Origin of the sequence: Rathayibacter sp. VKM Ac-2760 (assembly GCF_009834185.1) — a bacterium.
Classification (GTDB): Bacteria; Actinomycetota; Actinomycetes; order Actinomycetales; family Microbacteriaceae; genus Rathayibacter.
In genome coordinates, this window is the sequence record NZ_CP047173.1 from 3,171,297 (window position 1) to 3,196,035 (window position 24,739).

Here is a 24,739-nt window from a genome sequence, read left to right on the forward strand (position 1 = left end):
TTGAACGCCATTAGCTGGACGATTCTCCGACCTGTCCTACACTCGTCGGCATGCTGATCCCCGACGGCTTCCTCGGCCAGCGGCTCCGTGTCCTCCCGAAACCGCGGGTGGCCGAGGCGCTCGCGGCCCCGATCACCGAGCGACTGCTGGTGACGGATGCTGGACACTTCCCGCACGCCGCCGCCCACGGCCGGAGCCGCTCGCAGGGCACTCGGGAGACCGTCGTGATCCTCTGCACCGCCGGCCGCGGCTGGGTCCGGATCGCCGACTCGACCGTCCCCGTCGACCCCGGCGAGGTCGCGATCATCACCGCGGGCACCCCGCATCAGTACTGGGCCGACTTCACCGACCCGTGGTCGATCTGGTGGCTGCACGTCGCCGGCGCCGACGTCGACGCCCTGGTGTCGGCGGTCGTCGACGAGCGGACGTCCCCCGTCGTCACCGCGCGCGACGCCTTCTCGGCGAAGACCCTGATCGAGCACGCCGTCGCCGCCCTCGAGCGCGACGAGACCGACTCGAGCCTCTACGCCGCGAGCGGGGCCGCCTGGAACCTCCTCGCGCAGCTCGCCTCCGACCGCGCCCGCGGCACCCTCGAGTCCGGCGACCGGATCCGCATCGCCCAGGACCACCTCCGCGAGCACCTGGACTCCCCCACGAGCATCACCGAGCTGGCCGCCCTCGCAGGCATGAGCACGTCGCACTTCTCCGCCCTCTTCAAGAAGGCCGCCGGCATGAGCGCCGTCGAGTACGTCAAGCGCCTGCGCAGCGCCCGCGCCCGCGAGCTCCTGATCACCACCGACGTCCCGATCGCCGACATCGCCCGCGCCGTCGGCTACTCCGACGCCTTCTACTTCTCCCGCCAGTTCCGCGCCGTCAACGGCACCAGCCCCTCGGAGTACCGCGCGGAGTTCCACGGCGAGGCGCTGCGCTGAGCCGACCTGCTCGAGCACTCTCAGCGTGCGCACTCATCGGACGGACCCCTGTATGTGGGCGACTCGAGGACCTCCACCTCACCGAACCGTGCGACGACGCGATACCCGTCCGCCAGGGCGTCCTCGCGGATCACCGTCGTCCGCAGCTCCAGACCGCGCACGGTCCCCGCCTCCTCCTGACTCAGATCCAGGAGCAGGAAGTCCGGGGGCCGCCGGAGTACACCGGGCAGCGACACCCGGTTGGTCCGCGTCAGAGCCGGCACGAGACGATCGTCGGCCGCGACGCACGTGCCCGCCGGCACGCGGTCGATCGCCGCGGCCTGGTCCATCATGTGCCGACTCCTCGACCACGCGTCCCCGGTGATCATCCGCGCCAGCGGGAAGGCCGCGGTATCGCGGCACACAGCCGTCCCGACCACGGGGACGGCGCAGACCAGCACTCCGACGAGCAGCAACGCTCTCGCGCGGTACCCGGAGGAGCGCACTCGCTGAAGAACCCGGCCCCCACCGTCGATCGCGCCGAGGACCAGCACGATCCAGACCGGCGCGTCGTAGTGGAACCCGCTCGTCCAGAGCGCAGACCGGTCGGAGAGGAACCGCTCTGCCAGCAGGGGCAGCGCGAGGAGTGACACCGGCGAGAGCAGCGGAAGCAGCAGGAGCGGTGCGAGCAGACCCAGGAGCGTCACCGTCTTCACCATCGGGGCGAAGAACAGCCCGACCGCGACCCACGGCCGGGTGAGCACGGTCCGGACGACGCCGCCCGCATCGACACCGAGCGCTCCGTAATCCCAGTAGGCGTATCCGCGGCCTCCGATCGCGGGGATCACCACCAGGACGATCAGCGCGAAGGCTGCCGCCCCGAGAGCGGCGAGCGCCACTCCGAGCGTCCGAGGTCTCCGCGCCGCTCGGAGAAGCCCGAGGACGAGCACCACCGTGCCCATGTCCTCGCGGATCAGGAGGAGGAGCATCGCGGCCCCGACGAGCTGCCGGTCGCTCCCACTGTCGAGCGCAGCGATCGCCCAGGCGAGCACCGGCACGGCGAAGGCGATCTCGTGGACATCGAAATCGATCAACGCCTGCAGCGGCCGGCCGAGGAGGAACCCGACGACCAGCAGGCCGCTCGCCACCACCCCCGCTCTCCACCGCGCCACACGCCAGACGAACACGGAGGATCCGGCGACCAGAGCAGCCTGCGCCACGAGCAGCACCCGCCCGTCGTCCCAGATCCAGTAGAGCGGAGCGAGCAGCACGAGGATCGGATGGAAGTGGTCGCCGAGCAGGACGTAGTCGTCGCCCTTCAACGGCGAGAGCGGCGGCTCGAACCGCGAGTACGCCCGGATCGCCTGATCGAAGATGCCGAGGTCGTAGCCCGCGGTGAGCAGCTGGTCGGCCCGCGAGAGCGAGTAGGCGGAGAAGACGGCGAAGGCGAGAACGGCGATCCCGACGATCGGAGTTCGCGCTGCCGCCCATCGCCGTCCGCAGGCAGGAGAGGGACTCCGATCGCTCATCCGCCCGGGACCCCTTCCCCCTCGATCCGGCACCGACGGCAGCCCTGCCCTCCACCGCTGCTCCGACGAGGGTAAGCGAGTGTTCCTCACACCGGCGTGCTGGCACGAACTGCCCGTCGCCCCGTCCCCGGCCGATCGGTCGGTTCCGGCGGCCGTCCGGTCGGGCCCCGTGCGCGCCGGTCCGTCAGGCTGGCCGCATGCCCTCGACCGCGTCCGTCCCCCTCGTCCGTCCCGAGCCCACCGCGGGCCGGCTCCCCGTCGCGCCGCTGATCGCGCTGATGCTCCTGAGCTTCCTGCTCGTCACCGCCGAGTTCCTGCCGAACGGCGTCCTCACCGAGATGGCGGACGGACTCGGCGTCACGCCCGGCCAGGCGGGTCAGACCGTCACCGTGACGGCCCTCGTCGGCCTCCTCGTCGCCCCGACCGTCGGCCTGCTCCTCCCCCGGCTCGACCGCCGCACTCTGATGATCGGCACGGCCGTCGCCGCGGGCGCCTCGGGCGTCCTGGCCGGCATCGCGCCGACCCTTCCCCTGGTGCTGCTCTCGCGCCTGCTGCTCGGAGCCGCCATCAGCGCGTTCTGGTCGATGTCGCTCACGGTCGCCGCGCGCATCGCCGGCCCGGACCGCGTGGGTCGCGCCACGATGTTCACGAGCGCGGGGCTGTCGCTCGCGACCGTCGCCGGGGTCCCGCTCGGCGTGATCCTCAGCGAGGTCGTCGACTGGCGGGCGGCGTTCGTCCTGATCGGCGTCCTCACCGCGCTGCTCGCCGTGCCTCTGCGCCTCCTGCTGCCGAGCGTCACCGCGGCACCGGCCGCCGGCCTCGGCGTCCTCCTCGACACGGTCCGCCGCCGCGGCGTGACCCAGGGCTTCGCCGGTCACGTCCTCGTCGTGCTCGGCCACTTCCTCGCCTACACCTACATCCGCCTCGCCCTCGAGCGCACCGAGGGCATCGATGCGGCGACCGTCGTCGCGCTGCTAGCGGTCTTCGGCGCGGGCGGGCTGCTCGGCAACATCGTCATCGGCTCGGTCATCGACCGCACCTTCGCCGTCTTCGGCGTGGTCGCACCGGTGGCGATCGCCGTGGCCGTCGGAGGCGTCCTGCTGCTCCCCGGCTCCGTCGCCGCGATCGCGGTGGCCGTCTTCGTCTGGGGCTTCTTCTTCGCCTCCTGGCTGATCATCGTCAACGCCTGGGTCGGCCACCGGATGACCGATCGCCTCGAGGCAGGCGGCAGCCTCGTCGTCGCCGGCTTCCAGGCCGCGATCGTCGTCGCCGCGGGCGTCGGCGGCGTGCTCGTCGACCAGGTCGGCGTCGAGGCCGACTACGCGATCGGCGCCGTCCTGCTCCTCGTCGGCGCCGCCCTCTTCGGCGCCTCGAACCGCCGCCGCGCCTGACCGCTCAGGCCGCCCCCCTCAGGACGCGCGTCGCGTCGATCGCCACAGCGACGGCACGACGCCGACCTGCCGGCGGAACGCCCGGCTGAAGCCGTCGTCGGAGGAGTACCCGAGCTCACGGGACACCTCCGACACGCTCCGCCCCGCCTCCAGCAGCTCCTTCGCCCGACGCATCCGCACCTCGGCGACGAACCCCGCCGGCGACCGCCCGAACGCCGCGCGGAACCGCTCCGTCAGCACCGTCCGCGACATCGCGGCGACACCGGCGAGCCGGTCCACCGTCCAGTCCCGCCCCGGTTCGCTGCTCACTGCGGCGACGACCCGGTCGAGGAAGACGTCTCCCGTTGACGACGCAGCACCGCTTGCCTCCCCGCTGGCCCACGCGCGGACGACGGACAGCAGCACCGTCCGGACCATCAGCCGGCAGATCGTGTGATCGCCCGACCGCGCCGACGCGGTGCAGGTCGGCTCGAGCTGCGCCGCGAGAGCCGCGGCCGCCGGCTCGAGCCGGGCGAACCCGTTCGCGACCACCAGCCCCGGCAGCACCCGCAGGCAGGCCCGGTCGTCCAGGTGCAGCTCGATCACCGTCAGCCGCGCACCCGACACCGACAGCAGCGTCGCGGCCCGCCGTCCGAGCGTCAGCAGCGCGTCCCCCGCGAGGAGCGTCCGCGGCAGCGACGCCGCCCCCGCGACCACGTCCAGGGCGCGGCCCGTCTCGTCCGCCGCGAGCATCATCGCCCGACCCGCGTCGAGTGCGCCGGCGGGCGCCTCGGGCGCGAGCACCGTCGTCTCGCCCGCGACCACGTAGACCAGCGCGACGACGTCCGCGTCGAGCACCATCCGCCCACCCGCGGCGAGCACCGCCCGCCGGGTGGCCCCGAGCGTCCCCTCGAGCGACTCCAGCACGTCGTCGAGCACCGCGGATTCCATCGTCACCCTCGGAGCAACGTCGCCGGCCGCGCGCCCATTCCGCCGCCGCAGGACGCCGCAGCGGCCGCCTCAATACGACGGCTGCGCGACACGGTCGCGTGCGCCCGACGGCGGTGCGAGAACTGGTGCCCCTGGAGGGACTCGAACTCTCTCGCTGCCACCAGCACCGCCATACCCAGTGATGCCCAGAGGAGCGCTATTTAGGGCTGATCGCTCGGTCGCCGTGACCTCGAGCAACGTTCCGCTACACCAACAAACACTGTCGGCAGCACACGGTTCAGCACACCACGAGACGCGCCACCTGGGATTGCGGCCGCTCAGCCAGAGCGCTCGCGCCGGATCGCGCGCTCGATGTCGTCAGCGAGCCTGCCTGCCTTCTTGGTCCTCTGGTAGCGGAGCGAAATGGCGGCCTGCTGTGCGAGCTCGGCCAGGTGGAGGAAGTCTGCTTCGAGCTGCGCACGGGCCTGGTGCTCGTAGTTCTCACTCTCGCCCGTCCAGAGCTTCAGGATCTCGCGGTCCTTCTTCAGGTCAGCAACGCGGTCCCGATAGATCTGGACTGTCTCCTCCAGTGGCTGCCAGTACGCCTCAGCGTCCTCCGCCCACTTGAGGTACTTCGCTTCGTCGCCCCGGTTGTCGCGCTGCACGAGATCGAGCACGACTGTCGGGTGTCGGTGCGCGAGTCGGCGGGTTATGTCGCGGGTCAGGAACCATCGGATGTGCGTGCGCCCACCTTCGACGAAGCTGCCCTCGCTGGCCCTGATCTCGTCGGCGCCGATGCCGGCTATGGCTGCGAGCCTGTCGACGTCGGTGATCACGCCGATACCCATCGCACCGTTGTAGTAGAGGTCCATCAGGTCGGGGCAGATGGTGAAGAAGACGGTCCACGCCGCTTCGCGCTCTTCATAGATTGGGCGACCGTCTGCCTGCACGTCATCCCACCGGCGCTCCTCTTCGAGGAACCTCTCTCGATCACTCCACGGGACCTTGAGGCGTCCCGCGGGCACCCATTCGACGCGCCCCTCGTGGGCGTCCTCTTGGAACGCGATCTTGACTCGCGGTTTCTGAGGATCGACGCCAGTGGCGAGGACTTCGACCTCAGCGAGAGGCCTACCTGCGGCCTCGCGGTACGCCCAACGTTGTCCTGCGCGCTGCTGCGGAAGCATGACGCAATCGAACCACCTCGATGACCGTCAGCGCATCTCCGCCGACGGCGCCGCCCTACGACCGCTCAGCCCAGGTGCAACCGAACCCGACGACGGACGTCGAAGGGGACCGAGCTGACTTACCCCGGGTATGTCTATAGCTTGCTCCGCGCAGACGATCCAGACTTAGGGGACCTAAGTCGACAGCTTGCTGCGAACCGGCCGAGCAGACTTACCGCCGGTAGGTGGACAGCTTGCTACACCGCGAGGGGGTCTCCAACCGGAGGGCTCGACGGTCGAACTACCATCGTTAGGTGAGCAAGACGAGCGGGCGTATCGACGCACTAACCCTCGCGGCCGGCGACCTCGTCGTCGCACTCGCCATCGTCTTCCTGGTGCGGTCGATCGTCACGCTGCACCCTGTCGATGGGTACGGCGCCGGCATCCTGTTCGTGATCGGTCTGGGCCTGCTCAGCGACCGAGCCACTAGTCACATTGACCTCGGCGAAGGCCGTTCCGATCGCACCCGGAGCTGACGCAGCACTCCTCCCGATCTGCTCGGCTCGTGGTCGCCACGGTGGGGCAAAACTGGCCCTGGTGCACGCAACGTCGGCACGACACACTCACCTCATGGAGTGGGTGTTGCTCGTCGTCCTCGTCGTCGTAGTCGTCATCGTCGCGAAGTGGGTTCTCCCGCCCGGCAAGAAGTACTTGGCCCTTCATGATCAGGTAGCTCGCGAGCGGCGTGAGAAGCAGCAGCGCGTCGAGGGCAAAGCGAAGGAGACGGCGACTTCGCTGGGCTCCAGTTCACGTCCGCGAGGCGCGGCTTCTCACACCGCTTCCGGGCGGTCGTCAGCCGCCCCTTCAGCGACGCGCGTCTTCCCTCACGGTTCTGTCGACCTCCGCGAGCTCGAGAGCTTCCGCACCCGCATCAAAGGCACCGATTACGTTGTCCCGGACGCTCAGCGCCTCGACGTGGGTGGAACTACCTATGCCCTGATTCGCGAGCCCAGTAACCGGCACGACCCGAACGCCATCGCAGTGCACGACGGCGTCCGCGCAGTTGGCTACGTCAGCTCCGCACGAGCAGGATCGATGGCGCCCGTTCTCGACAGCATGGGCGCCCCCGCCTACCTGGTCGCCGGGGCAGCTCCTGGCGAGGCAGGCATCCGACTTTGGATGGACTTGCCGAAGCTGGACGCCCTCAGACGTTTCGCGAAGGGGCATCGCAGCTAGGTGTCAGCAGACGGCCTCGCTGCTACCGTCAGTCACCTTGCTTCGCGCGCCTGGTCCCTGCCGTGAAGCAGGGGCCGCCATGTCTACGGGCGCCCGCGCTTCCAAGCGAGGAACGCTTCTGCCGCGTCGCGCAGCGTGTCCCCGCCACCAACGACCCACTCGCCTCGAGTCACGCAGACGTACGTGTCGCGGCCCTGATAGGTGACGAGCCTGATCCAGCCGAGATCCTCGCGCTTGTCCGCCATCCGCCACTCACGCGCCACCACGGACCTCGAAACCATCGACGGCGGGGTCCAGTGGTGCGACATGGCGCGATCCTGCACGGGACCACCGACGTGACAATCGGACCCCGCCGCGGCTTTCCGCTCGACGTTTGCACGAGCGCTCTCATGGAGCTCGCGGCTTCGAGCCCGCGGAGAACCGATGGGCACACAACGCGCAGCTACTGACACGTCGCTCGTGCGCGCTCGGGACGAACCCCTGCACCGCGATCGGATCGATGGCGCGTACATTCAGCAGACGACATCGATCACCTGTGGCGTACCAACCGTCGAGGGACGAGTCAGTACGAACTTTTTCGGCGCCGGGGTGCGTAAGCGGCCTTCGTCGCCTCGCTCAGGCGCCTCCTGCTGTAGGAGCTGTAGCCGGTCCCAATCGGAACAGACAGATTCTCGACCACGGTCCCGGCCCGGAAGATGCTCCCGTGCCACCACTGACCACTTGAGTCCTCGGCCTGTCCAGCAGGGGCGGTACCGTTCGTCGGCTCGCCACTGAAAGCGTCACTCACGCTAGATCTCTCTTCCCCGACCTCATCGTCAGATGGTGCTCGTGCCGCACCCGTCCTAGCCAACTTCCAGCAGCAACGGCGAAGTTGACGGCCGCTGCGGCCGACATGGCCAACCAGCTCTGATCTGGGTCGAACCCGTCCAGCTTAACGCTTCGTGCCTGGTCGATGACCAGGAAAACGCCGAACAGCGCCAAGGTCACTGTCGCCAGCGGCACGAGCCTCGCTGTCATGCTCGGGCGACGATTTTCGCGTCCGGCCTCAAAACCTGTCATCGCTGCCACTGCAACGGGGACGGCGAGCAGCAACCCGATCAGCGGAAGGTCTCCCGTGTCTCCGAGGGACGAGTCATCGAGAGTCAGGACATGCCGAAGCGTGATCGCCGCGATCACGATGAAAGCCGCGAAGGCTGCGAAGGTGGGCGCAGCTAGCGATCCTGGCGACCGCTCCTCGAAGTTGGCGGCCAGAACGATGCGAGGGGGCGGCGAGGGACGCTCATAGTCAGTGATCGCGGCAAGCGGCGCCTTCTTCTCTGGCACTGGCGCTCGGAAGTAAGCATGCATACGACGTTGCCCAGATACAGGGCTAATCTCACCCTTCATCTTTGCAATCTCTTCGCGCTTGCCATAGATGCCGGGAGACGCCAGGAACGTGCCGGGTGCGCCTTCGATCTGCAAGTGGTAGCTCCGCGTAAGACGCGAATTACCGATCTCGAAATAAATCCGACCCGGCCGAACCCCGAAAGTCAGGCGAATATGCTCAAGCCGACGCGATATGAAGTTCAGGATCTTAGCTTTTCGCTCCGACTTTTCGTTACGAACATCGGCGTCAATTGGCCTAACTACGCGCTGTTCAAGCTTGAAGCGAACAGCGTCCGGCCACCGCAGCTTTTTTGCCTCTTCAACGGGAAATGGAACGCACACAGGGTGCGAAAGAGCAACTCGTTCCAGCACGTCGATCAGCGTTCTGACATGCTCATCGGCCGCCTCCACCTTCGGAGCATGGTCCCGGGACCGAGCGGCGATGTGTTGTAGAAGTGGAGCGACCTCTCCTGCTTTGCGTCCCTCAGGAGCAGAGAGCAGATCCGCAACTCGCGGCTCAATACTCGTTGTGTACTCCGTAAAGAAGGATTTTGAGAAGTTGAAAGCTAGCGCTCGAAGAACTGCCATTTCAAATACCATGACGTCGTCGTAAGCGAGCGTCGAGAGGCGCTTATCGCCCGGCCCAAAGGCCCTGAACCCATTCAGTAGCAGCCCCCGTGGCGGGAATTGCAGGGGAATTACCAAGTCGCCGGCCGGCGCTGGCGAGGTAGGTTCCGCCTCAGCAGAGGTGGCGCCGTCTGGCGAAACTTCGGACGCGGTAGTAGGAGTCAATTTTGGCACTTCCGCACCGATCAGTGTCTGATCGTATTGCTCCACCCGTACCGAAAAGGTCGATTCGACGATGATCGATGAGTGACTTGGTGAAACCAATTCGGAGATGCGGAGGAAGTAGGTAACGGGGTCGATAGCGCAACCGATGAAAAGGTCAAGTTGCTCAGAACTTATGCGATGGATTCCTTCTTCTGAGACCCATTCATCGAGGCTATCTCCACCGGCCGCCTCGTAACCGGGTTCTTCGAACTCTGACTTCTGAGTACGGGTCCGTTCGCGGAAGCGGAACTCAAAGTAGAAGAGTCCTGCAACGGCGAAGACGACCGCGAAGTAAGCGGACAGGCCCCGATGTGAATAGTTTGATGCGCCGAGCGCAAGGACGATAAACAGCACGCCGCCCACGGCGCACACCCCTGCAGCCAGCCACTTACTCTGCGACATTCGCCCCCCAGATCCACGATGCTGCCGTCAGACTAGTGGGCAGGCCAAGACTGACGGACATCCTCGGACCCTCCGCCTGTTGCCGGAAGCTCTCTTATGTAGCTGTTCTAGGGACACTTGGGCAGTTCATGAGGGCGAACAGATGGTAAGCGACGAGAACTCGCTTCGCGAACGGATCGCGCGCGGACGATCGTCGATTCCATCGAGACAGCTCTACAGTCACGGCATGACCCCCAACCGAAGCCTCAAACCAGGTCCAGGTGATCGCCGTGGTCGTGGCGGTGGCCGCTTCCCTAGTTGCCCCCTCCGTCTCTGCTGCCGACAGGAGAAACGCCGGCGAGGTCGCCGACATGGATCGGACTGCTGCAGCTCGGCAGGCAGCGCTTACAGGTGGAGGTTGACGGCCGCTACTCGCCTGCTCGAGAACATGAACCGCGGAGGTTCGACGGATTGTAGGAGCACATCGGCCCGTTGAGCTGCACGATCGGCGCGACGGTTTTGCTTCCGTACGTGATGGAATTGGAGCAGTGCGCCAGCGTGGGGCGAGTCTGCGGAAGTCGATGCGGACGTTGCCGTACCGCGAGCCGTCAAACGCTCCGAGTCGGAGATGTACGCTTCCGCATGCATCTCAGGCTCGGCGAGACTCCGCATCGAACCGAGACACTGGCCTAGATTTCGGGCGCAAACCACGCGGTTTACGAAGGAGCTGCATGAACGAGCCGAGCAAGATCGCCGACGAGCTCGAGCTGATGCGATACAGCTATGTCTACTCGACGACCGGCGGGGTGATGCTCGCTGCCCACGAGAGCAGAGACCAAATTATGCACCTAATAGGTCTGCCGACTGAGGGAACGTCCATGATGAACGTGCGGTCAGATGGCTCCGAGCATTGGATCGTGCTCGACAAATACTTCGAGCCGGGACCGGGCATCGACGCGGTCAGCGAAGCGATCATGCACTCCTGGGCTTCACTTATGTGCCTGACCATGGGCCATCGACTGAAAGAGTCCGGTTTGAGTACGCGGCCTCTGTTCGAATTCGTGCGACACCTTCGCAATGCCGTAGCCCACGGTGAAACCTTCACAATTGACCACTGGAAGGGAACGGCCCAATTCGATCACCTGATCATCACGCCTGACCACAACGGCATCAGGCTGTGGGACTTCTTGACGGCTGGCGATGTTCTCGCCCTACTCGACGCCGTGATTCTGGAGCTTCGAGCGGAAGCCGTAGCGTCGAACCAAAGAGACGCCCCCTCGCCGCTCCCGAAGGAGTAACGAAGGGGCGTCACAAGCACCGTTCAGGCGGTCACGGCCAGGGCAGAGTTCACACGGTCGCGGGTGGTGGCCTCGATACCGATGGCAGAGCAGTAGTCGGCTATTCCCTGTAGTACGGCGGTGGAGACGGATTGGCTCGCAGCTCACCTACGACGACCTCGAGGAGGAGGACACCCGTTTCGACAGAGGCGGCCCGTATCCGAGGTCACGCCGATCGATGTGGGTCATGGGTCACAGCTGGGTCGAGATCCAGAACGAGGACACCGACTCCCTCGTGATCCTCCGGCTGCAGAACTACCTCGAGCTCGGAGAGCCAATGCGCATCACCTCGGTGATCCTGCCCTTCGAGGGGTCCAGGGACATCACCGGCTCAGACCTCCGGGCGATTCCGGTGGCGGCCCTGAACGCGGCGTTCAACCGGCACGAGATCGAGGGGCAGATCAAGATGCGGATCGGCATCGCGCTCGCCGGCTCGCCAGCTGGATCGCCGCTTGATCCTCTTCCGCCCGCTAGCGCTACGGATCGCTTCGCTGCACTGGTTGCCCGCCAGTACATGGAGATCGAGCGCCCCACCGGGACGGGAAATGTCGCCCGTCGACTCGCCGAGCTGAATGGGGCACCACTTCCGTCCGCTCAGCGCTGGATCGCTCGGGCACGCAAGCACGGGTACCTTCCCCCCGCAACGCCCGCGAACCGCCGTGGCTGAGAAGCGAGCTCGCCGACGAGGACGAGGCGCGATCTACTCGTACGCCACGAAAGCCGGGAAGCGTTGGCGCTGGCAGATCTACGAGCCGGTCAACGCGTCCGAGCCCGATGGGGAGCTACGGCGCGTCAGCAAGGGCGGTTACAGGACCGCAGACGAAGCCGACGACGGTCTTCGTGACGCACTCCTCAAGCTCAAGAACCACGTCCGTTCGACCGCAGCGGGAGGAATATCACTCGCGTCGTTCGGGCTCGAGTGGCTTGATAGCCTTCGTCTCGCTCCATCCACTGTCGCCGGCTACCGACGTCTCTTCCGTCTCTACATCGAGCCTCAGCTTGGTACGTCGAAGCTCGACAAGATCACCCCGAGCCGCCTCTCGCGCCACTACGCCGAGCTTGCTCGATCAGGAGGCGCAGCGGGAGGACCTATCTCCGCGAACACCATCCGCAAGGCCCACGTCATCCTCGGCTCCATCCTCGATGCGGCGATCGACGACGGCCTGCTCGCGTCAAACCCGGCGCGTAGAACGCGTCTGGTCAAGGCGCCTACAGGGAAGCAAGTCCGCGAGCAGGCACCCGAGATGGTCACCTGGTCAGCCGAGCAGCTCAAGCGGTACCTCGAGTGGGACCGCGACGTCTACGGCGATGAGCACTTCACCTATTGGCTAGTGCTCGCTCAGACAGGGATGAGGCGCAGCGAGGCGCTCGCCCTCAAGTGGGCAGACGTCGACCAGGCACGCAACCGCATCTCGATCCGTCGAGCCGCGGACACGATCAACATCGGCACGGTCAAGAGCACGAAGAGCGGCAGCGCGAGGGTCGTCGACGTCGACTCCTCCGTCACTGATGCCCTTCGCGCCTGGAAGGGGCTGCGCGGGTCCATCTCTCTCGATCTGGCCAGAGGAGACGCCTTCATTTTCGGCAACGATTCGGGAGACGTGATCAACCCGAACCGCGCAACGATGCGGTGGTCGGTGAGGGTGGCCGCAGCTCGACGCCGCTTGGGCGACGAGGCGCTTCCGGTCATGGGGCTTCATGGGCTGCGGCACACTCACGCAACGCTGCTCCTCGGCGCGGGTATTCACCCGAAGGTGGTGCAGGAGCGCCTGGGCCACAGCGACATCTCGATCACGATGTCCGTCTACTCTCACGTCACCGAGACGATGCAAAGAGACGCCGTCGACCGGCTTGCAGCCATCATGGCGGGCGCTTAGGCACACGGTTCGGCACACCGCCCAAATCGGGAGACGCGTCAATCAGCAGTTTTTCCTGATCAGAGCGCCTTTAGTGGTGGTGCCCCTGGAGGGACTCGAACCCCCAACCTGCTCCTTAGGACGGAGTCGCTCTTCCATTGAGCTACAGAGGCCGGTGCCGTCCAGTGTACCGATCGCCGGGAGCCGTCGCTCTTGACACGGCACGAGCCACATGGTTGGTTAGTTACTGCACCAACGAACCAATACACCGCAGCAGCCGAACCGAGGGAAGGAGCCCCATGGACGACTCCCGCCCGATCTTCCTGCAGATCGCCGAGCAGATCGAGAACGACATCATCGCGGGCGCGCTGCCCGAGGAGGACCAGGTCCCGTCGACGAACGAGTTCGCCGCGTTCCACCGCATCAACCCGGCCACGGCCGGCAAGGGCGTGAACCTGCTCGTCGACGAGGGCGTCCTGTACAAGAAGAGGGGGATCGGCATGTTCGTCGCCGAGGGCGCCCGCGGCCGGCTGGTCGAGAAGCGCCGCACGCAGTTCCGCGACCAGTTCGTCGCACCGCTCCTCGCGGAGGCCGCCAAGCTCGGCCTCACCCGCGAGCAGCTCACCGCCATGATCACCGACACCGAAGGAGGATCGCGATGAGCGCGGTCATCGAGGTCGACGGCCTCAGCAAGCACTACGGCAGCATGCACGCCGTCTCCGACGTCAGCTTCGCCCTCGAGGAGAACCGGATCCACGGCCTCCTCGGCCGCAACGGCGCCGGCAAGACCACCCTGATGTCCCTGCTCACCGGGCAGGAGTTCGCCAGCACCGGCAGCATCCGGGTCTTCGGCCAGACACCCGTCGAGAACGCCGCCGTCCTCTCCCGCACCTGCTTCATCAAGGAGAGCCAGAAGTACCCCGAGGACTTCAAGGTCAAGCACGTCCTCCGCAGCGCCCGCTGGTTCTTCGAGGGCTGGGACGAGGAGTTCGCCCAAGAGCTCATCGTCGACTTCCGCCTCCCGCTCGAGCGCCGCGTCAAGAAGCTCAGCCGCGGCCAGCTCTCCGCGATCGGCGTCATCGTCGGCCTCGCCTCCCGCGCCCCGCTGACCTTCTTCGACGAGCCCTACCTCGGCCTCGACGCCGTCGCCCGGCAGCTCTTCTACGACCGCCTGCTCGCCGACTTCGCCGAGCACCCGCGCACCGTCGTCCTCTCCACCCACCTGATCGACGAGGTGAGCAGCCTCCTCGAGCACGTCCTCGTCATCGACGACGGCCGCCTCCTCGTCGACAGCGACACGGAGGAGCTGCGCGGCTCGGCCGCCACCGTCACGGGCGCCCGCGCCGCCGTCGACTCCTTCACCGAGGGCCGCGAGGTTCTCTCCCGCAGCGGAGTCGGCGGCCTCGCCACCGCGACGCTCCCCCACCTCGGCACCGCCGACCGCGACGAGGCCCGCCACCGCGGCCTCGAGCTCGAGCCCGTCTCGCTCCAGCAGCTCGTCGTCCAGCTGACCACCGGAAAGCCGACCACCGGAAAGGCCGCATCATGACCGCCCTCGCCCCGCAGCGCTCCGTCGCGCGCCACCGCCTGCTCAGCATCGTCCGCCTGCACCTCGCGAACCCGGCGACCCTGCTCGTCACCCCGCTGCTGATCCTCGGCGCGATCTTCCTCGGCAGCCTGATCATCTGGCTGCTCGTCCTGCGGATGGTCGGCGTCCCGGCCGCCGGCGGCGACTCCGGCGTGCAGATCACCGGCGGCACGACGTTCATCTTCATCTACATGCTGGTCGTCGCGATCCAGGCCACGAACGTCACCTTCGCCCTCGCGCTGGGCTACGGCTCGACCCGCCGCGACTACTCCCTCGGCACGGCGCTGACCTTCGTCGGCCTGTCCGCCGCCTGGACCGTCCTCTACTCCACGATGTCCGCGCTCGAGCAGGCGACGAACGGCTGGGGGCTCGGCGGCTACATGTTCCGCGCCGGACCGTTCACCGACGTGCCCTGGCTCGCCCAGGCGTTCGCGACGTTCAGCCTGTTCCTCTTCTTCTTCTTCGCCGGCTCGGCGGTCGCCGCCGTCTACGTCCGCTGGCGGGCCACGGGGATGACCGTCTTCTTCCTCGCCCTCGGCGCGCTGATCGTCGGCCTGATCGCCCTGGTCACCCTCACCGACAGCTGGGACTCCGTCTGGCTCGCCTTCGAGGCGATCGGCTTCACCGGCGCCTTCGCGCTGCTGCTCGTCCCGACGGTCCTGTCCGCGGTCCTCGGCGCCCTGATCCTCCGCCGAGCCACCCCCCGCGGCTGACCCGGCCGCAGAACATCAGCTGAGAGAGGGGGGCATCCGCTGAGGAGCGATGCCCGCCCTTCTCAGCCGACGTTCTGCGGTGAGCGGCCCCGTCGGACGGCGCCCCGCCACCCGCAAGGCCCTTCCGCCCCGCCCCCTCGCCTGCGAGCGTTGCAGCATGGCCGCATCCCTCACCACCGCCGCCGCTCAGCACGTCTGGGCCGCCCGCGACGACAGCCCGCTCGACCCCGACACCCTCGAGACGATCGACGCCTGGTGGCGCGCCGCCAACTACCTCGCGGTCGGCCAGATCTACCTGCTCGCCAATCCGCTGCTGCGCGAGCCCCTCGCCCGCGAGCACATCAAGCCGCGCCTCCTCGGCCACTGGGGCACGACTCCCGGCCTCAACCTGATCTACGCGCACCTCAACCGCGCGATCACCGAGCGCGCGCAGCCCACGCTGTACATCACCGGCCCCGGCCACGGCGGACCGGGCATGGTCGCCAACGCCTACCTCGACGGCACCTACAGCGAGATCTACTCGCACATCGACGAGACCGAGGACGGCCTGCGCCGCCTCTTCCGCCAGTTCAGCTTCCCCGGCGGCATCCCGAGCCACGCGGCGCCCGAGACTCCCGGCAGCATCCACGAGGGCGGCGAGCTCGGCTACTCCCTCAGCCACGCCTACGGCGCCGCCTTCGACAACCCGGACCTGCTGGTCGCCGCGGTCGTCGGCGACGGCGAGGCCGAGACCGGCCCGCTCGCGACCAGCTGGCACTCGAACAAGTTCGTGAACCCCGCGACCGACGGCGTCGTCCTGCCGATCCTGCACCTCAACGGCTTCAAGATCGCCAACCCCACGGTCCTCGCCCGCATCCCGCACGAGGAGTTGGAGAGCCTGATGCGCGGCTACGGCCACGAGCCGTTCACCGTCGAGGGCGGCTTCGACGGCGAGGACCCGATGCGGGTGCACGAGCGCTTCGCCGCGGTCCTCGACACGGTGCTCGACCGCATCGCCGCGATCAAGGCGCGCGCCGCCGAGGGCGACCTCGCCCGCCCGGCCTGGCCGATGATCATCCTGAAGACCCCGAAGGGCTGGACCTGCCCCGTCGAGATCGACGGTGTCCAGGTCGAGGGCACCTACCGCGCCCACCAGGTCCCGCTCGCGAACGCCCGGGACACCGAGGCGCACACCCGCCTGCTCGAGACATGGATGCGCTCCTACCGGCCCGAGGAGCTGTTCACCGAGGAGGGCGGCATCGCCGAGCGCGTCCGCTCGCTCGCCCCCGAGGGCGACCTGCGGATGAGCGCGACCCCGCACGCCAACGGCGGCCTGCTCCGCCAGACCCTCCGGCTGCCGGACTTCCGCCGCTACGAGGTCGTCGTGCACGAGCCGGGCGGCACCATCGCGGAGGCGACGAAGGTGCTCGGCGAGTGGCTCGCCGACGTCGTCCGCGAGAACCCGACGAACTTCCGGATCTTCGGCCCCGACGAGGTCGCGAGCAACCGCCTGCAGAGCGTCTACGCCGCGACCGACAAGCAGTGGAACGCCGAGCTCAGCCCGCTCGACGACCATCTCGCCCGCGCGGGCCGCGTGATGGAGGTGCTCTCGGAGCACCAGTGCCAGGGCTGGCTCGAGGGCTACCTGCTCACCGGCCGGCACGGACTCTTCACCTGCTACGAGGCCTTCATCCACATCATCGACTCGATGTTCAACCAGCACGCGAAGTGGCTGGACGGCACGCGCGACATCGAGTGGCGCCGCCCGATCGCGAGCCTGAACTACCTGCTCTCCAGCCACGTCTGGCGCCAGGACCACAACGGCTTCAGTCACCAGGACCCCGGCTTCATCGACCACGTCGTGAACAAGAAGCCCGAGGTCGTCCGCATCTACCTGCCCTTCGACGCCAACACGCTGCTCTCCGTCTACGACCACTGCCTCCGCAGCGTCGACTACGTCAACGTCGTCGTCGCCGGCAAGCAGCCCTCCCCCGCCTGGCTCACGATGACGGAGGCGATCGCGCACTGCACCCGCGGCCTCGGCATCCTGGACTGGGCCAGCAACGAGCGGCACGGCGAGTCGCCGGACGTCGTGATGGCCTGCGCAGGCGACGTCCCGACGCTCGAGACCCTCGCCGCCGTCAGCATCCTCCGCAGGGAGCTGCCCGGCCTCGCGATCCGCACGGTCAACGTCGTCGACCTGATGCGGCTGATGTCCGAGTCGGAGCACCCGCACGGCCTCTCCGACCGCGAGTACGACGCCGTCTTCACCCCCGACCGCCCGGTGATCTTCGCGTACCACGGCTACCCGTGGCTGATCCACCGCCTGACCTACAAGCGCACCGGTCACGGCAACCTGCACGTCCGCGGCTACAAGGAGAACGGCACGACCACGACTGCGTTCGACATGGTCATGCTGAACGACCTCGACCGCTACTCGCTGGTGATGGACGTGATCGACCGCACGCCCGGCCTCGGCGCCCGGGCCGCGGGCCTCCGCCAGGAGATGCAGGACGCCCGCATCCGCGCCCGCGCCTACACCCGCGAGTACGGCGAGGACATCCCCGAGGTCGCGAACTGGACCTGGTCCGGCCCCCACCCCGGCAACGCCTCGGAGGCCACGGGCGGCGACAACGAGTAGCCCCGCCCCCACTCCCCGCGAGATGCCACTTGTGCGCGCGACACGCCGTGTCGAGCGCGCACAAGTGGCATCTCGCGGGAGGGGTCAGGCCGCCGCAGCCGTCAGGTAGTCGTCCCACTCGGGCTGGGTGCGCTCCGCGCCGCGGACGAGCCAGGAGCCGGCGCGCGGCATCCGCGGCACCGAGCGCAGCTGCCAGCCCATCTCGAGCGGAGTGCGATCGCTCTTGACGTTGTTGCAGCGGTGGCAGCAGGCGACGAGGTTCTCCCAGGTGTCGCGACCGCCGCGCGACTTCGGCTGGATGTGATCGATCGTGTTGGCGTGCTGACCGCAGTAGCCGCAGCGGTGGTTGTCGCGCCGCAGCACCCCGCGGCGCGAGACCGGCACGCTGCGCGAGCTCGGGATGCGGACGTAGCGCGTCAGCACGATGACCGAGGGCCGCACGTAGTCACCGGTCGCGCCGTGCACCGGGTGCTCCTCGTCGGCGACGATGATCATCGCCTTCTCGGTCATCAGCAGCACCAGCGCCCGCTTGAAGGACACCACAGCGAGCGGCTCGTAGCCGGCGTTGAGGACGAGTGTGCGCATCAGTGACCTCCGTGCTGTCGCACGCCGCCGCGGGCCGGCGTCGCGACCACGCAGAAGGGCGCCGTCGGATCGACGGCGCCCTTCGAGGCCGCGGCGCAGAGCCGCACGATGACGTGGTGCCGTAGCCGACTGTCGGAGGAGTCGACTTCGGCGCGCAGGAGCCCCGCGCGGATCGAGTCGGTGCGGACCGAGCCGGTGCGCCGCACGCGCGAACGCAGCCCCACGCAGTGGTGCCCGTTCCGCTCGGCCATTCCGGCACTCCGTCCCTCGACGAATCGATCCGCTCGCCACGCGAGCGGACTGAGGTTCAGATTAACCCTTCCCGCCCCGAACACCAGAGGAAGGCCGGGATTCGTCATCCGCAATTCACACGCCGACGCGTCCGGATCCCGCCCCGGCCGCACGACGCCCGAGAGCCCGCCCCGGAGTGGGACGGGCTCTCGGTCGAGCAGCGACGGCGGGCGTCAGCCGGAGATGCGCACGATCGTGTAGTCGGGCGTCCAGATCGGCTGCACGCGGACGCTCGCGCCGGCGTACGGGGCGTGCAGGATGTTGCCGTTGCCCGCGTAGAAGCCGTCGTGACCGGGCATGATCACCAGGTCGCCGGGCTGCGCCTCGGACAGCGGGATCTGCGTGCCCATGGCCGCCTGCCCCGCGGCCGAGTGCGGCATCGAGATGCCGTACTGCGCGAAGACGTACATCACGAGACCGGAGCAGTCGAAGCCGCTGGGGTCGGCCCCGCCGAAGACGTACGGCACGCCCTGGTACTGCAGCGCCGTGTTGAACACGGCCGACAGGCTGTAGCTCGTGCTCGGTGCGCTGGCGGCCAGCTCGCTCGCCGAGGCGCCCTCGTAGGAGTTGAAGCTCTCGGCGGTCTCGGCGCGAGCCTCCGCCACGTCGCTGGTGTCGACGACGGGCTCGACCACCGGCTCCGGCTCGGGCGGCGGCGGCGCGGCCTCGGCCGTGAAGCCGTCGCGCGCGATCGCGGCCTGGACGACTCCGCCGGCGACGGCGACGGTCTGAGCGTCACCCTGGCGCAGAAGGTCGGCCTGCGAGGCGGCGAACAGCCCGTCGCTCTCGGTGCCGGGCGAGAAGGCGTAGGCGGGCAGCGCCATCGTCGCGACGAGCGCGCCGGCGAATCCGACGATGGCGACCTTGCCGATCGTGCGGCCGCGGCTGCGCTTGCGGGGCGACCCGGCGGGCGTCGGGACGAAGTCCGTGACATCGGCCTGGCGCGAGGGCGCCGTCGGCACGGCCCGGCGGGCGACGGGCGCCTCGTCGGTGTAGCGGGCGCGGATCACGGGCGGCCGGTTCTCGAAGGAGGACGCGTTGCGGGGGCTGTCCGGGTGGGTGGAGCGGAACCGGTCGGGGGAACCGGCGGGGCTGGCGGGGTTCTGGGGCAAGGGGGAGGACCTCCGACGTCCCGTCAGCCCAGGCAGCTGTCCCGTCTCACGTGCGCGAAGCATCGGTGTTCACGGGGCCCGAGACGGGAAGGGACGTCGGACTCCGCGCCTCACGACCGCGGTTCGGGCGCAGGGCTCCCCAGAGCGTAAGCGACCGTTACCGATTTGTCACCATTCGGAGACCGGATCGTGTCCCGATCTCCGCCGCGGATGCTGTAGTGCGCGTGGAGCGGACGTTCAGCTGACGAGGAAGATGTGCGCAGCCACCTCGTTGGGGAGCTCGATGCCCGCCTCCGCGCCGTCGATGCGGACGAGCACGTAGCCGTTCAGCGCCGAGAACTCGCCCTCGGCTCCCGGCATGACGCCGGCCTGCTTGAGCTGCAGGAGCAGCTCCGGGTCGACCTGCGCGGGCTCGCCCAGCCGGCGCACCGTGCCGCGCTGCGGCTCGGCCGAGCCGGCCACGAAGCGGGGGATGCTGATCACACCGTCCGCGAAGCGCGACGCGGGCGTGTCGCCCAGCTCGTCGAGACCCGGGATCGGATTGCCGTAGGGCGACTCGGTCGGGTGGTCGAGCATCTCGAGGAGGCGGCGCTCGACCTGCTCGCTCATCACGTGCTCCCAGCGACAGGCCTCCTCGTGCACGAACTCCCAGTCGAGCTTGATGACGTCGTGCAGGAGGCGCTCGGCGAGGCGGTGCTTGCGCATGACGTGGATCGCCTTGCGGCGCCCGTCGCCGGTCAGCTCGAGGTGGCGGTCACCGGAGACGACGACGAGGCCGTCGCGCTCCATGCGGCCGACGGTCTGCGAGACGGTCGGGCCGGAGTGGCTGAGCCGCTCCGAGATGCGGGCCCGGAGGGGGACGATGTTCTCCTCCTCCAGCTCCAGGATGGTGCGCAGGTACATCTCGGTCGTGTCGATCAGATCCGTCATCTCAGCCTTCCCGTCTCAGCGCGCACAACCTTACTGGGCACCGTGTCCCGTCATCGGCGACGGGGCAGGGCGCAGGGCCTCCGATGGTCGAAGGCGGGGCGGGCCGGGAACCCTAGTATTAACGCATGCCGGACGTCACCATTCCTCGCGAGCTCCTCCCCCACGACGGGCGGTTCGGCTGCGGCCCGTCCAAGGTGCGGCACGACCAGCTCGCGCATCTCGCGACGCAGGGGGCGCTCCTCCTCGGCACCTCGCACCGGCAGGCTCCGGTGAAGAACCTGGTCGGCGCCGTCCGCGAGCACCTCGCGACGCTCTTCCGCATCCCCGAGGGCTACGAGGTCCTGCTCGGCAACGGCGGCTCGACCGCCTTCTGGGACGCCGCCGCCTTCTCCCTGATCGACCGGCGCGCCGAGAACCTCACCTTTGGCGAGTTCGGCCAGAAGTTCGCGAAGGCCGCCTCCGCCCCCTTCCTCGAGCCCGCGCACGTCGTCTCCGCTCCGGCCGGCTCGCGGAGCGAGGTCGAGATCCTCGAGGGCGTCGACGTCTACGCCTGGCCGCACAACGAGACCTCGACGGGTGTCATGGCGCCGGTCACCCGCGTCCACGGCGACGGGGGCGCGCTCACGGTGATCGACGCGACGAGCGCCGCCGGCGGCATCGACTTCGACGCGGCCGAGGCCGACGTCTACTACTTCGCCCCGCAGAAGAACTTCGCCTCCGACGGCGGTCTCTGGTTCGGCCTCTTCTCGCCGGCGGCGATCGAGCGGATCGAGCGGATCGCGGCGAGCGGCCGCTACATCCCCGAGTTCCTCAGCCTCAAGAACGCGGTCGACAACTCCCGCCTGAACCAGACGCTGAACACCCCTGCACTCTCGACGCTGCTGCTGATGGAGTCGCAACTCGAGTGGATGAACACCAGCGGCGGCCTCGCCTGGGCGTCGGCGCGCACGCTCGAGTCCTCCTCCGCGATCTACGACTGGGCCGAGGCGTCGCCGATCGCGACCCCGTTCGTCGAGAACCCCGAGCACCGCTCGCAGGTCGTCGCCACCGTCGACTTCGACGCCTCGATCGACGCCGCCCTGATCGCGAAGATCCTGCGCGCGAACGGCATCGTCGACACGGAGCCGTACCGCAAGCTCGGCCGCAACCAGCTGCGCGTGGCGACCTTCGTCGCCATCGAGCCCGACGACGTCCGCTCGCTGCTCGCCTGCATCGACCACGTCGTCGCCCGCCTGGCCGACTGAGCGTCCGGGTGGAGCGGGGAGGCGCGGGATGAGGGTCTGGCTGCGTCCGGCCGAGCGTCGCCCCGCTCCCCCGCCCTACGCCTCCGACGATGCGACGGCGCTCCTGGTCGGCTGCATCCTCTGGGTGCTCGCGCTCGTCGGCGTGCTGATCGCCGCGGCGACGGGCGCCACCGTCCCGCCGCTCGTGCTGGCGACCGTCGTGATCGGCGTGGTGCTCGGGACGATCGGCCTGTTCTACAGCCGCAACCGCCGCTGAGCAGCGGCGTCGGTCTCCATCCGGAGCGACGCACCGTCGTCCTCGAGCGCGAGCGAGATCCGCACCTCACCCAGTTCGGAGAGCCTGCCGACGTGCGTGCCGCCGCAGAGGATGGCGGCCTCGCCCTCGGGGAGCGAGCAGCGCCAGGTGCGCCGGGAGCTCAGGAGGGCGTCGTCGCGCTCGATCACGACGGCCGCGTCGGTGCCGGTCCAGTCGGCGAGGAGTCGCTCCGCCCGCTCGACGACGGCCGGCAGCTCCTCGCGGAGCCGGGCGGCGTCGAAGCCGCTACGCCGCAGCGACTTGCCGAGGCGATAGACGTCGGTCGACCCGGACCGGCGGATGAGCGAGCTCTGGATCGCCGTCTGATCGAAGTCGGGCCGCCCGAGCGAGTCGACGCGGACGTCCTTGCTCCAGAGGTCCGCGACGGCGGCGTTCAGCGCGAGCGACGCGAGGTGGCAGGCGGTGTGGCCGCGGGAGAGCTCGCCGCGGTACTCCTCGTCGATCTCGACGCCGACCTCGTCGCCGACGGCCACCGGGGCGTCGGCGGAGACGACGTGCGCCACGACGAAGGCCCAGCCCTCGGTCCCCAGGCGGGCGGGCAGCCGCTCGCCGAGGTGCAGCTCGCCGTCCCGCCAGGCGCCGATGCGGCAGTCGAGCAGCTCGAACCGCTCCTCGCCGACCAGCAGGGCGCCGCGGTCCGACCCCTGATCGGGCCAGGTCGGGTCGACCGGATGCGCCGGCGTCTCGGCGAGGACGACGGCGCGGCGCTCGTCCCCGAGCTCCTCGACGTGCAGCACGGTGCTCGTGCCGCGCACCGCGCCGTCGGGGTAGGTGACGAGGGTGCCGGTCTCCATCATCGCCGGTGCTCTCCTGTCGGTCGAGGTCAGCGGCGACGGCGACGACGGCCGCGGCCGCTTCCGCCCCGCCCGCCGTCGGTCGAGGATCCGGATGCGGCGCGGGCGGGCCGGCCGTCGTCCGAGTCCTCGTCGTCGTCGTCCTCGGAGTCGTCGTCGTCCGAGTCGTCGTCGTCCGAGTCGTCCTCGTCCGAGTCGTCCTCGTCTGCGTCATCGGAATCGTCGTCGTCCTCCGGAACGTCGTCGTCGTCCGCCTCGTCGTCGTCGTCGACGAGCTCGTCGTCCTCGGCCTCGTCGCCGTCCGACTCGTCCGCATCGACGACGGTGTCGTCGTCGTACTCGTCGTCCTCGGTCTCGTCGCGCTCACCGGCGGCGTCCTGCGCCGCGCGGTAGTCCGCGAGCCGGACCGACCACGGCACCCAGTCCGGCGCCAGCACCGAGCCCTCACCCGGCAGCAGCTCGACCTCGAGCACGTTGACGTCCTCGGACTCGTCGATCCTCGACAGCGTCGCGGTCCAGAGCCAGCCCGGGTAGCCGCGCATCAGGTTCGCGAACTGCAGGGAGACGACGTGCGGGCCCTGCGCGATCGTCGCGACCAGCTCGCCGATGGTGTCGGCCTGAGTGATGTCGACGAGCGCCTCGCGGGCGCGGTCCTCCGCAGCGGCCAGCACGGGGTCGAGCTCGTAGACGGGCTCGGGAGCGGCGTCCTCGGCCTCTGACGTCTCCGTCTCCGAGACCTCGGGCTCGGAGTCCTCGGATCCGGAGGCCTCGGATTCGGAGGCCTCGGGAGCGTCGACTGGAGCCTCCGAGTCGTCGTCCGCCGTCGTCACCGCAGGGTCATGCGTCGGCTCACCAGGACCCTCGGCCGGCAGGCCTTCGTTCGTCTCGTCGGCGTCAGGCATCCAGCTCGTCCGCAACCCGGCGCAGCAGCGTCGCGATCGTGTGCCCGTGCGTCTTGTCGGGGTAGCGGCCCCGCTTGAGGCCCGTGCCGATGCCGTCGAGCAGCTTGACGGTGTCCTCGACGATCACCGACATGTCGTCGGCCGACTTGCGGCTGAGCTTGACCATGCTGGGGGGAGCGTCGATGATCCGGGCCGAGAGGGCCTGCGCGCCGCGCTTGCCGTCGGCGATGCCGAACTCGAGGCGGGTGCCGGCCTTGACCGCGGTCCCGGAGGGCAGCGCGGAAGCGTGCAGGAAGACCTCCTGGCCGTCATCAGTGCTGATGAAGCCGAAGCCCTTCTCCTCGTCGTAGAACTTGACCTTGCCGGTAGGCATGCAGAACCCCTCCTGGAAATGAAGCAGCCATCAGTTTAGAGGACGGCGCCCGCCCTATCCTTGATCCGTGAAGCCACAGCAGCCTGCGGGCATCGGACGCGCGGAGCGCACGCTCGCCTACATGTTCGTCGCGATCATCGTCGTGACGGTGCTCGCCTTCCTCGCCGTCCTGATCGCTCCGATGATGGGCGTGCGCGACTACAGCGGGGGCCTGTGGCAGTTCGTCCTCGCCCTGCCCCTCGTCGGGCTTCCCATCGCCTTCCTGATGATGATCGCGATGCTCATCGTCGGAGTCCGCCGCCGCCGCGCCTCCTAGCGGACTCTCTCGGGCGGCACCGGGAGGGCACCGAGCCGTCGGCCAC

At 68.7% G+C, this 24,739-nt stretch carries 26 protein-coding genes and 1 tRNA gene; 14 read left to right on the top strand and 13 right to left on the bottom strand.

Annotation, left to right across the window (positions count from 1 at the left end; genetic code table 11):
* Positions 1 to 50: 50 nt before the first annotated feature.
* The gene (locus GSU72_RS14365; RefSeq protein ID WP_244255830.1) at positions 51 to 932 is read left to right on the top strand and encodes an AraC family transcriptional regulator; all 882 of its coding nucleotides are present in this window, start codon (positions 51 to 53) and stop codon (positions 930 to 932) included.
* A 20-nt stretch (positions 933 to 952) separates the two neighbouring features.
* Here the strand turns inward: GSU72_RS14365 and GSU72_RS14370 are convergent, their stop codons facing one another.
* Positions 953 to 2,440 (bottom strand): DUF2079 domain-containing protein, encoded by a 1,488-nt coding sequence (locus GSU72_RS14370; RefSeq protein ID WP_159985674.1) that lies wholly within the window; start codon positions 2,438 to 2,440, stop codon positions 953 to 955.
* 197 nt (positions 2,441 to 2,637) lie between these two features.
* Here GSU72_RS14370 and GSU72_RS14375 point away from each other — a divergent pair, with 197 nt between their 5' ends.
* Positions 2,638 to 3,831: an MFS transporter gene (locus tag GSU72_RS14375; protein ID WP_159985675.1), complete on the top strand. Its 1,194-nt coding sequence runs from the start codon at positions 2,638 to 2,640 to the stop codon at positions 3,829 to 3,831.
* Positions 3,832 to 3,849: 18 nt separating this feature from the next.
* Here the strand turns inward: GSU72_RS14375 and GSU72_RS14380 are convergent, their stop codons facing one another.
* Together GSU72_RS14380 and GSU72_RS14385 are read right to left on the bottom strand one after the other, a co-directional pair.
* Positions 3,850 to 4,761, bottom strand: coding sequence for an AraC family transcriptional regulator (locus GSU72_RS14380; RefSeq protein ID WP_244256133.1), 912 nt, complete (start codon positions 4,759 to 4,761; stop codon positions 3,850 to 3,852).
* A 317-nt stretch (positions 4,762 to 5,078) separates the two neighbouring features.
* The gene (locus tag GSU72_RS14385) at positions 5,079 to 5,924 is read right to left on the bottom strand and encodes a hypothetical protein (RefSeq protein ID WP_159985677.1); all 846 of its coding nucleotides are present in this window, start codon (positions 5,922 to 5,924) and stop codon (positions 5,079 to 5,081) included.
* Positions 5,925 to 6,217: 293 nt separating this feature from the next.
* Here GSU72_RS14385 and GSU72_RS14390 point away from each other — a divergent pair, with 293 nt between their 5' ends.
* On the top strand, positions 6,218 to 6,439 hold the full coding sequence (locus tag GSU72_RS14390; protein ID WP_159985678.1) for a hypothetical protein: 222 nt from the start codon (positions 6,218 to 6,220) through the stop codon (positions 6,437 to 6,439).
* 94 nt (positions 6,440 to 6,533) lie between these two features.
* Positions 6,534 to 7,139, top strand: coding sequence for an HIRAN domain-containing protein (locus GSU72_RS14395; protein WP_159985679.1), 606 nt, complete (start codon positions 6,534 to 6,536; stop codon positions 7,137 to 7,139).
* Positions 7,140 to 7,222: 83 nt separating this feature from the next.
* Here GSU72_RS14395 and GSU72_RS14400 read toward each other — a convergent pair whose 3' ends face one another.
* Together GSU72_RS14400 and GSU72_RS14405 are read right to left on the bottom strand one after the other, a co-directional pair.
* Positions 7,223 to 7,447, bottom strand: a complete 225-nt coding sequence (locus GSU72_RS14400) for a hypothetical protein (RefSeq protein WP_159985680.1) — start codon at positions 7,445 to 7,447, stop codon at positions 7,223 to 7,225.
* A 475-nt stretch (positions 7,448 to 7,922) separates the two neighbouring features.
* Entirely contained in the window at positions 7,923 to 9,737 is a 1,815-nt protein-coding gene (locus GSU72_RS14405; RefSeq protein WP_159985681.1) for a hypothetical protein, read from the bottom strand.
* Between the two features lie 710 nt (positions 9,738 to 10,447).
* Here GSU72_RS14405 and GSU72_RS14410 point away from each other — a divergent pair.
* The 3 genes from GSU72_RS14410 (at position 10,448) to GSU72_RS14420 (ending at position 12,930) form a co-directional block, all read left to right on the top strand.
* Complete coding sequence (locus tag GSU72_RS14410) at positions 10,448 to 11,014, top strand: hypothetical protein (RefSeq protein ID WP_159985682.1); 567 nt, start codon at positions 10,448 to 10,450, stop codon at positions 11,012 to 11,014.
* Positions 11,015 to 11,240: 226 nt separating this feature from the next.
* Positions 11,241 to 11,720 carry a hypothetical protein gene (locus GSU72_RS14415; protein WP_159985683.1) on the top strand — a complete coding sequence of 160 codons (480 nt, stop codon included), beginning with the start codon at positions 11,241 to 11,243 and terminating at the stop codon, positions 11,718 to 11,720.
* On the top strand, positions 11,713 to 12,930 hold the full coding sequence (locus GSU72_RS14420) for a tyrosine-type recombinase/integrase (protein WP_159985684.1): 1,218 nt from the start codon (positions 11,713 to 11,715) through the stop codon (positions 12,928 to 12,930). Before GSU72_RS14415 ends, GSU72_RS14420 begins: the two co-directional genes overlap by 8 nt.
* A 77-nt stretch (positions 12,931 to 13,007) precedes the next feature.
* On the opposite strand, the gene GSU72_RS14425 is transcribed toward GSU72_RS14420, so the two are convergent.
* Positions 13,008 to 13,082: transfer RNA gene (locus tag GSU72_RS14425), tRNA-Arg, on the bottom strand.
* A 126-nt stretch (positions 13,083 to 13,208) separates the two neighbouring features.
* On the opposite strand from GSU72_RS14425, the gene GSU72_RS14430 reads away from it, so the two are divergent.
* The 4 genes from GSU72_RS14430 (at position 13,209) to GSU72_RS14445 (ending at position 17,830) form a co-directional block, all read left to right on the top strand.
* The gene (locus tag GSU72_RS14430; protein WP_159985685.1) at positions 13,209 to 13,571 is read left to right on the top strand and encodes a GntR family transcriptional regulator; all 363 of its coding nucleotides are present in this window, start codon (positions 13,209 to 13,211) and stop codon (positions 13,569 to 13,571) included.
* On the top strand, positions 13,568 to 14,458 hold the full coding sequence (locus GSU72_RS14435; protein WP_159985686.1) for an ABC transporter ATP-binding protein: 891 nt from the start codon (positions 13,568 to 13,570) through the stop codon (positions 14,456 to 14,458). The genes GSU72_RS14430 and GSU72_RS14435 overlap by 4 nt, the downstream gene beginning before the upstream one ends.
* Positions 14,455 to 15,210: an ABC transporter permease gene (locus GSU72_RS14440; protein ID WP_159985687.1), complete on the top strand. Its 756-nt coding sequence runs from the start codon at positions 14,455 to 14,457 to the stop codon at positions 15,208 to 15,210. Before GSU72_RS14435 ends, GSU72_RS14440 begins: the two co-directional genes overlap by 4 nt.
* A gap of 157 nt (positions 15,211 to 15,367) precedes the next feature.
* On the top strand, positions 15,368 to 17,830 hold the full coding sequence (locus tag GSU72_RS14445) for a phosphoketolase family protein (protein ID WP_159985688.1): 2,463 nt from the start codon (positions 15,368 to 15,370) through the stop codon (positions 17,828 to 17,830).
* A gap of 84 nt (positions 17,831 to 17,914) precedes the next feature.
* Here GSU72_RS14445 and GSU72_RS14450 read toward each other — a convergent pair whose 3' ends face one another.
* The 4 genes from GSU72_RS14450 to GSU72_RS14465 form a co-directional block, all read right to left on the bottom strand.
* Entirely contained in the window at positions 17,915 to 18,415 is a 501-nt protein-coding gene (locus GSU72_RS14450; protein WP_123445178.1) for an HNH endonuclease, read from the bottom strand.
* Positions 18,415 to 18,774, bottom strand: a complete 360-nt coding sequence (locus GSU72_RS14455; protein WP_159985689.1) for a hypothetical protein — start codon at positions 18,772 to 18,774, stop codon at positions 18,415 to 18,417. The genes GSU72_RS14450 and GSU72_RS14455 overlap by 1 nt, the downstream gene beginning before the upstream one ends.
* A 105-nt stretch (positions 18,775 to 18,879) precedes the next feature.
* Complete coding sequence (locus tag GSU72_RS14460; protein WP_244255831.1) at positions 18,880 to 19,818, bottom strand: C40 family peptidase; 939 nt, start codon at positions 19,816 to 19,818, stop codon at positions 18,880 to 18,882.
* Between the two features lie 237 nt (positions 19,819 to 20,055).
* The gene (locus GSU72_RS14465; protein WP_159985690.1) at positions 20,056 to 20,748 is read right to left on the bottom strand and encodes a metal-dependent transcriptional regulator; all 693 of its coding nucleotides are present in this window, start codon (positions 20,746 to 20,748) and stop codon (positions 20,056 to 20,058) included.
* A gap of 125 nt (positions 20,749 to 20,873) precedes the next feature.
* On the opposite strand from GSU72_RS14465, the gene serC reads away from it, so the two are divergent.
* The gene (gene serC, locus GSU72_RS14470) at positions 20,874 to 21,992 is read left to right on the top strand and encodes a phosphoserine transaminase (protein WP_159985691.1); all 1,119 of its coding nucleotides are present in this window, start codon (positions 20,874 to 20,876) and stop codon (positions 21,990 to 21,992) included.
* Between the two features lie 28 nt (positions 21,993 to 22,020).
* Positions 22,021 to 22,248, top strand: coding sequence for a DUF2530 domain-containing protein (locus GSU72_RS14475; RefSeq protein WP_159985692.1), 228 nt, complete (start codon positions 22,021 to 22,023; stop codon positions 22,246 to 22,248).
* Here the strand turns inward: GSU72_RS14475 and GSU72_RS14480 are convergent.
* From GSU72_RS14480 to GSU72_RS14490, 3 genes are read right to left on the bottom strand one after another with little or no spacing between them, the layout of a single operon-like run.
* Complete coding sequence (locus tag GSU72_RS14480; protein ID WP_208545064.1) at positions 22,227 to 23,105, bottom strand: metal-dependent hydrolase; 879 nt, start codon at positions 23,103 to 23,105, stop codon at positions 22,227 to 22,229. The genes GSU72_RS14475 and GSU72_RS14480 overlap by 22 nt on opposite strands.
* 26 nt (positions 23,106 to 23,131) lie before the next feature.
* Positions 23,132 to 24,004 (bottom strand): DUF3027 domain-containing protein, encoded by an 873-nt coding sequence (locus tag GSU72_RS14485; RefSeq protein WP_159985693.1) that lies wholly within the window; start codon positions 24,002 to 24,004, stop codon positions 23,132 to 23,134.
* Positions 23,997 to 24,377, bottom strand: a complete 381-nt coding sequence (locus tag GSU72_RS14490) for a cold shock domain-containing protein (RefSeq protein ID WP_159985694.1) — start codon at positions 24,375 to 24,377, stop codon at positions 23,997 to 23,999. The genes GSU72_RS14485 and GSU72_RS14490 overlap by 8 nt, the downstream gene beginning before the upstream one ends.
* 67 nt (positions 24,378 to 24,444) lie before the next feature.
* On the opposite strand from GSU72_RS14490, the gene GSU72_RS14495 reads away from it, so the two are divergent.
* Positions 24,445 to 24,693 carry a hypothetical protein gene (locus tag GSU72_RS14495; protein ID WP_244255832.1) on the top strand — a complete coding sequence of 83 codons (249 nt, stop codon included), beginning with the start codon at positions 24,445 to 24,447 and terminating at the stop codon, positions 24,691 to 24,693.
* The last annotated feature ends 46 nt before the right edge of the window (positions 24,694 to 24,739 follow it).

Excerpts from the sequence above, each read along its gene's own strand:
- GSU72_RS14365 (WP_244255830.1), top strand. The coding sequence starts at position 51 with ATGCTGATCCCCGACGGCTTCCTCGGCCAGCGGCTCCGTGTCCTCCCG.
- GSU72_RS14370 (WP_159985674.1), bottom strand. The coding sequence starts at position 2,440 with ATGAGCGATCGGAGTCCCTCTCCTGCCTGCGGACGGCGATGGGCGGCA.
- GSU72_RS14375 (WP_159985675.1), top strand. The coding sequence starts at position 2,638 with ATGCCCTCGACCGCGTCCGTCCCCCTCGTCCGTCCCGAGCCCACCGCG.
- GSU72_RS14380 (WP_244256133.1), bottom strand. The coding sequence starts at position 4,761 with ATGGAATCCGCGGTGCTCGACGACGTGCTGGAGTCGCTCGAGGGGACG.
- GSU72_RS14385 (WP_159985677.1), bottom strand. The coding sequence starts at position 5,924 with ATGCTTCCGCAGCAGCGCGCAGGACAACGTTGGGCGTACCGCGAGGCC.
- GSU72_RS14395 (WP_159985679.1), top strand. The coding sequence starts at position 6,534 with ATGGAGTGGGTGTTGCTCGTCGTCCTCGTCGTCGTAGTCGTCATCGTC.
- GSU72_RS14400 (WP_159985680.1), bottom strand. The coding sequence starts at position 7,447 with ATGTCGCACCACTGGACCCCGCCGTCGATGGTTTCGAGGTCCGTGGTG.
- GSU72_RS14405 (WP_159985681.1), bottom strand. The coding sequence starts at position 9,737 with ATGTCGCAGAGTAAGTGGCTGGCTGCAGGGGTGTGCGCCGTGGGCGGC.
- GSU72_RS14410 (WP_159985682.1), top strand. The coding sequence starts at position 10,448 with ATGAACGAGCCGAGCAAGATCGCCGACGAGCTCGAGCTGATGCGATAC.
- GSU72_RS14415 (WP_159985683.1), top strand. The coding sequence starts at position 11,241 with ATGGGTCACAGCTGGGTCGAGATCCAGAACGAGGACACCGACTCCCTC.
- GSU72_RS14430 (WP_159985685.1), top strand. The coding sequence starts at position 13,209 with ATGGACGACTCCCGCCCGATCTTCCTGCAGATCGCCGAGCAGATCGAG.
- GSU72_RS14435 (WP_159985686.1), top strand. The coding sequence starts at position 13,568 with ATGAGCGCGGTCATCGAGGTCGACGGCCTCAGCAAGCACTACGGCAGC.
- GSU72_RS14440 (WP_159985687.1), top strand. The coding sequence starts at position 14,455 with ATGACCGCCCTCGCCCCGCAGCGCTCCGTCGCGCGCCACCGCCTGCTC.
- GSU72_RS14445 (WP_159985688.1), top strand. The coding sequence starts at position 15,368 with ATGGCCGCATCCCTCACCACCGCCGCCGCTCAGCACGTCTGGGCCGCC.
- GSU72_RS14450 (WP_123445178.1), bottom strand. The coding sequence starts at position 18,415 with ATGCGCACACTCGTCCTCAACGCCGGCTACGAGCCGCTCGCTGTGGTG.
- GSU72_RS14455 (WP_159985689.1), bottom strand. The coding sequence starts at position 18,774 with ATGACGAATCCCGGCCTTCCTCTGGTGTTCGGGGCGGGAAGGGTTAAT.
- GSU72_RS14465 (WP_159985690.1), bottom strand. The coding sequence starts at position 20,748 with ATGACGGATCTGATCGACACGACCGAGATGTACCTGCGCACCATCCTG.
- serC (WP_159985691.1), top strand. The coding sequence starts at position 20,874 with ATGCCGGACGTCACCATTCCTCGCGAGCTCCTCCCCCACGACGGGCGG.
- GSU72_RS14475 (WP_159985692.1), top strand. The coding sequence starts at position 22,021 with ATGAGGGTCTGGCTGCGTCCGGCCGAGCGTCGCCCCGCTCCCCCGCCC.
- GSU72_RS14480 (WP_208545064.1), bottom strand. The coding sequence starts at position 23,105 with ATGATGGAGACCGGCACCCTCGTCACCTACCCCGACGGCGCGGTGCGC.
- GSU72_RS14485 (WP_159985693.1), bottom strand. The coding sequence starts at position 24,004 with ATGCCTGACGCCGACGAGACGAACGAAGGCCTGCCGGCCGAGGGTCCT.
- GSU72_RS14490 (WP_159985694.1), bottom strand. The coding sequence starts at position 24,377 with ATGCCTACCGGCAAGGTCAAGTTCTACGACGAGGAGAAGGGCTTCGGC.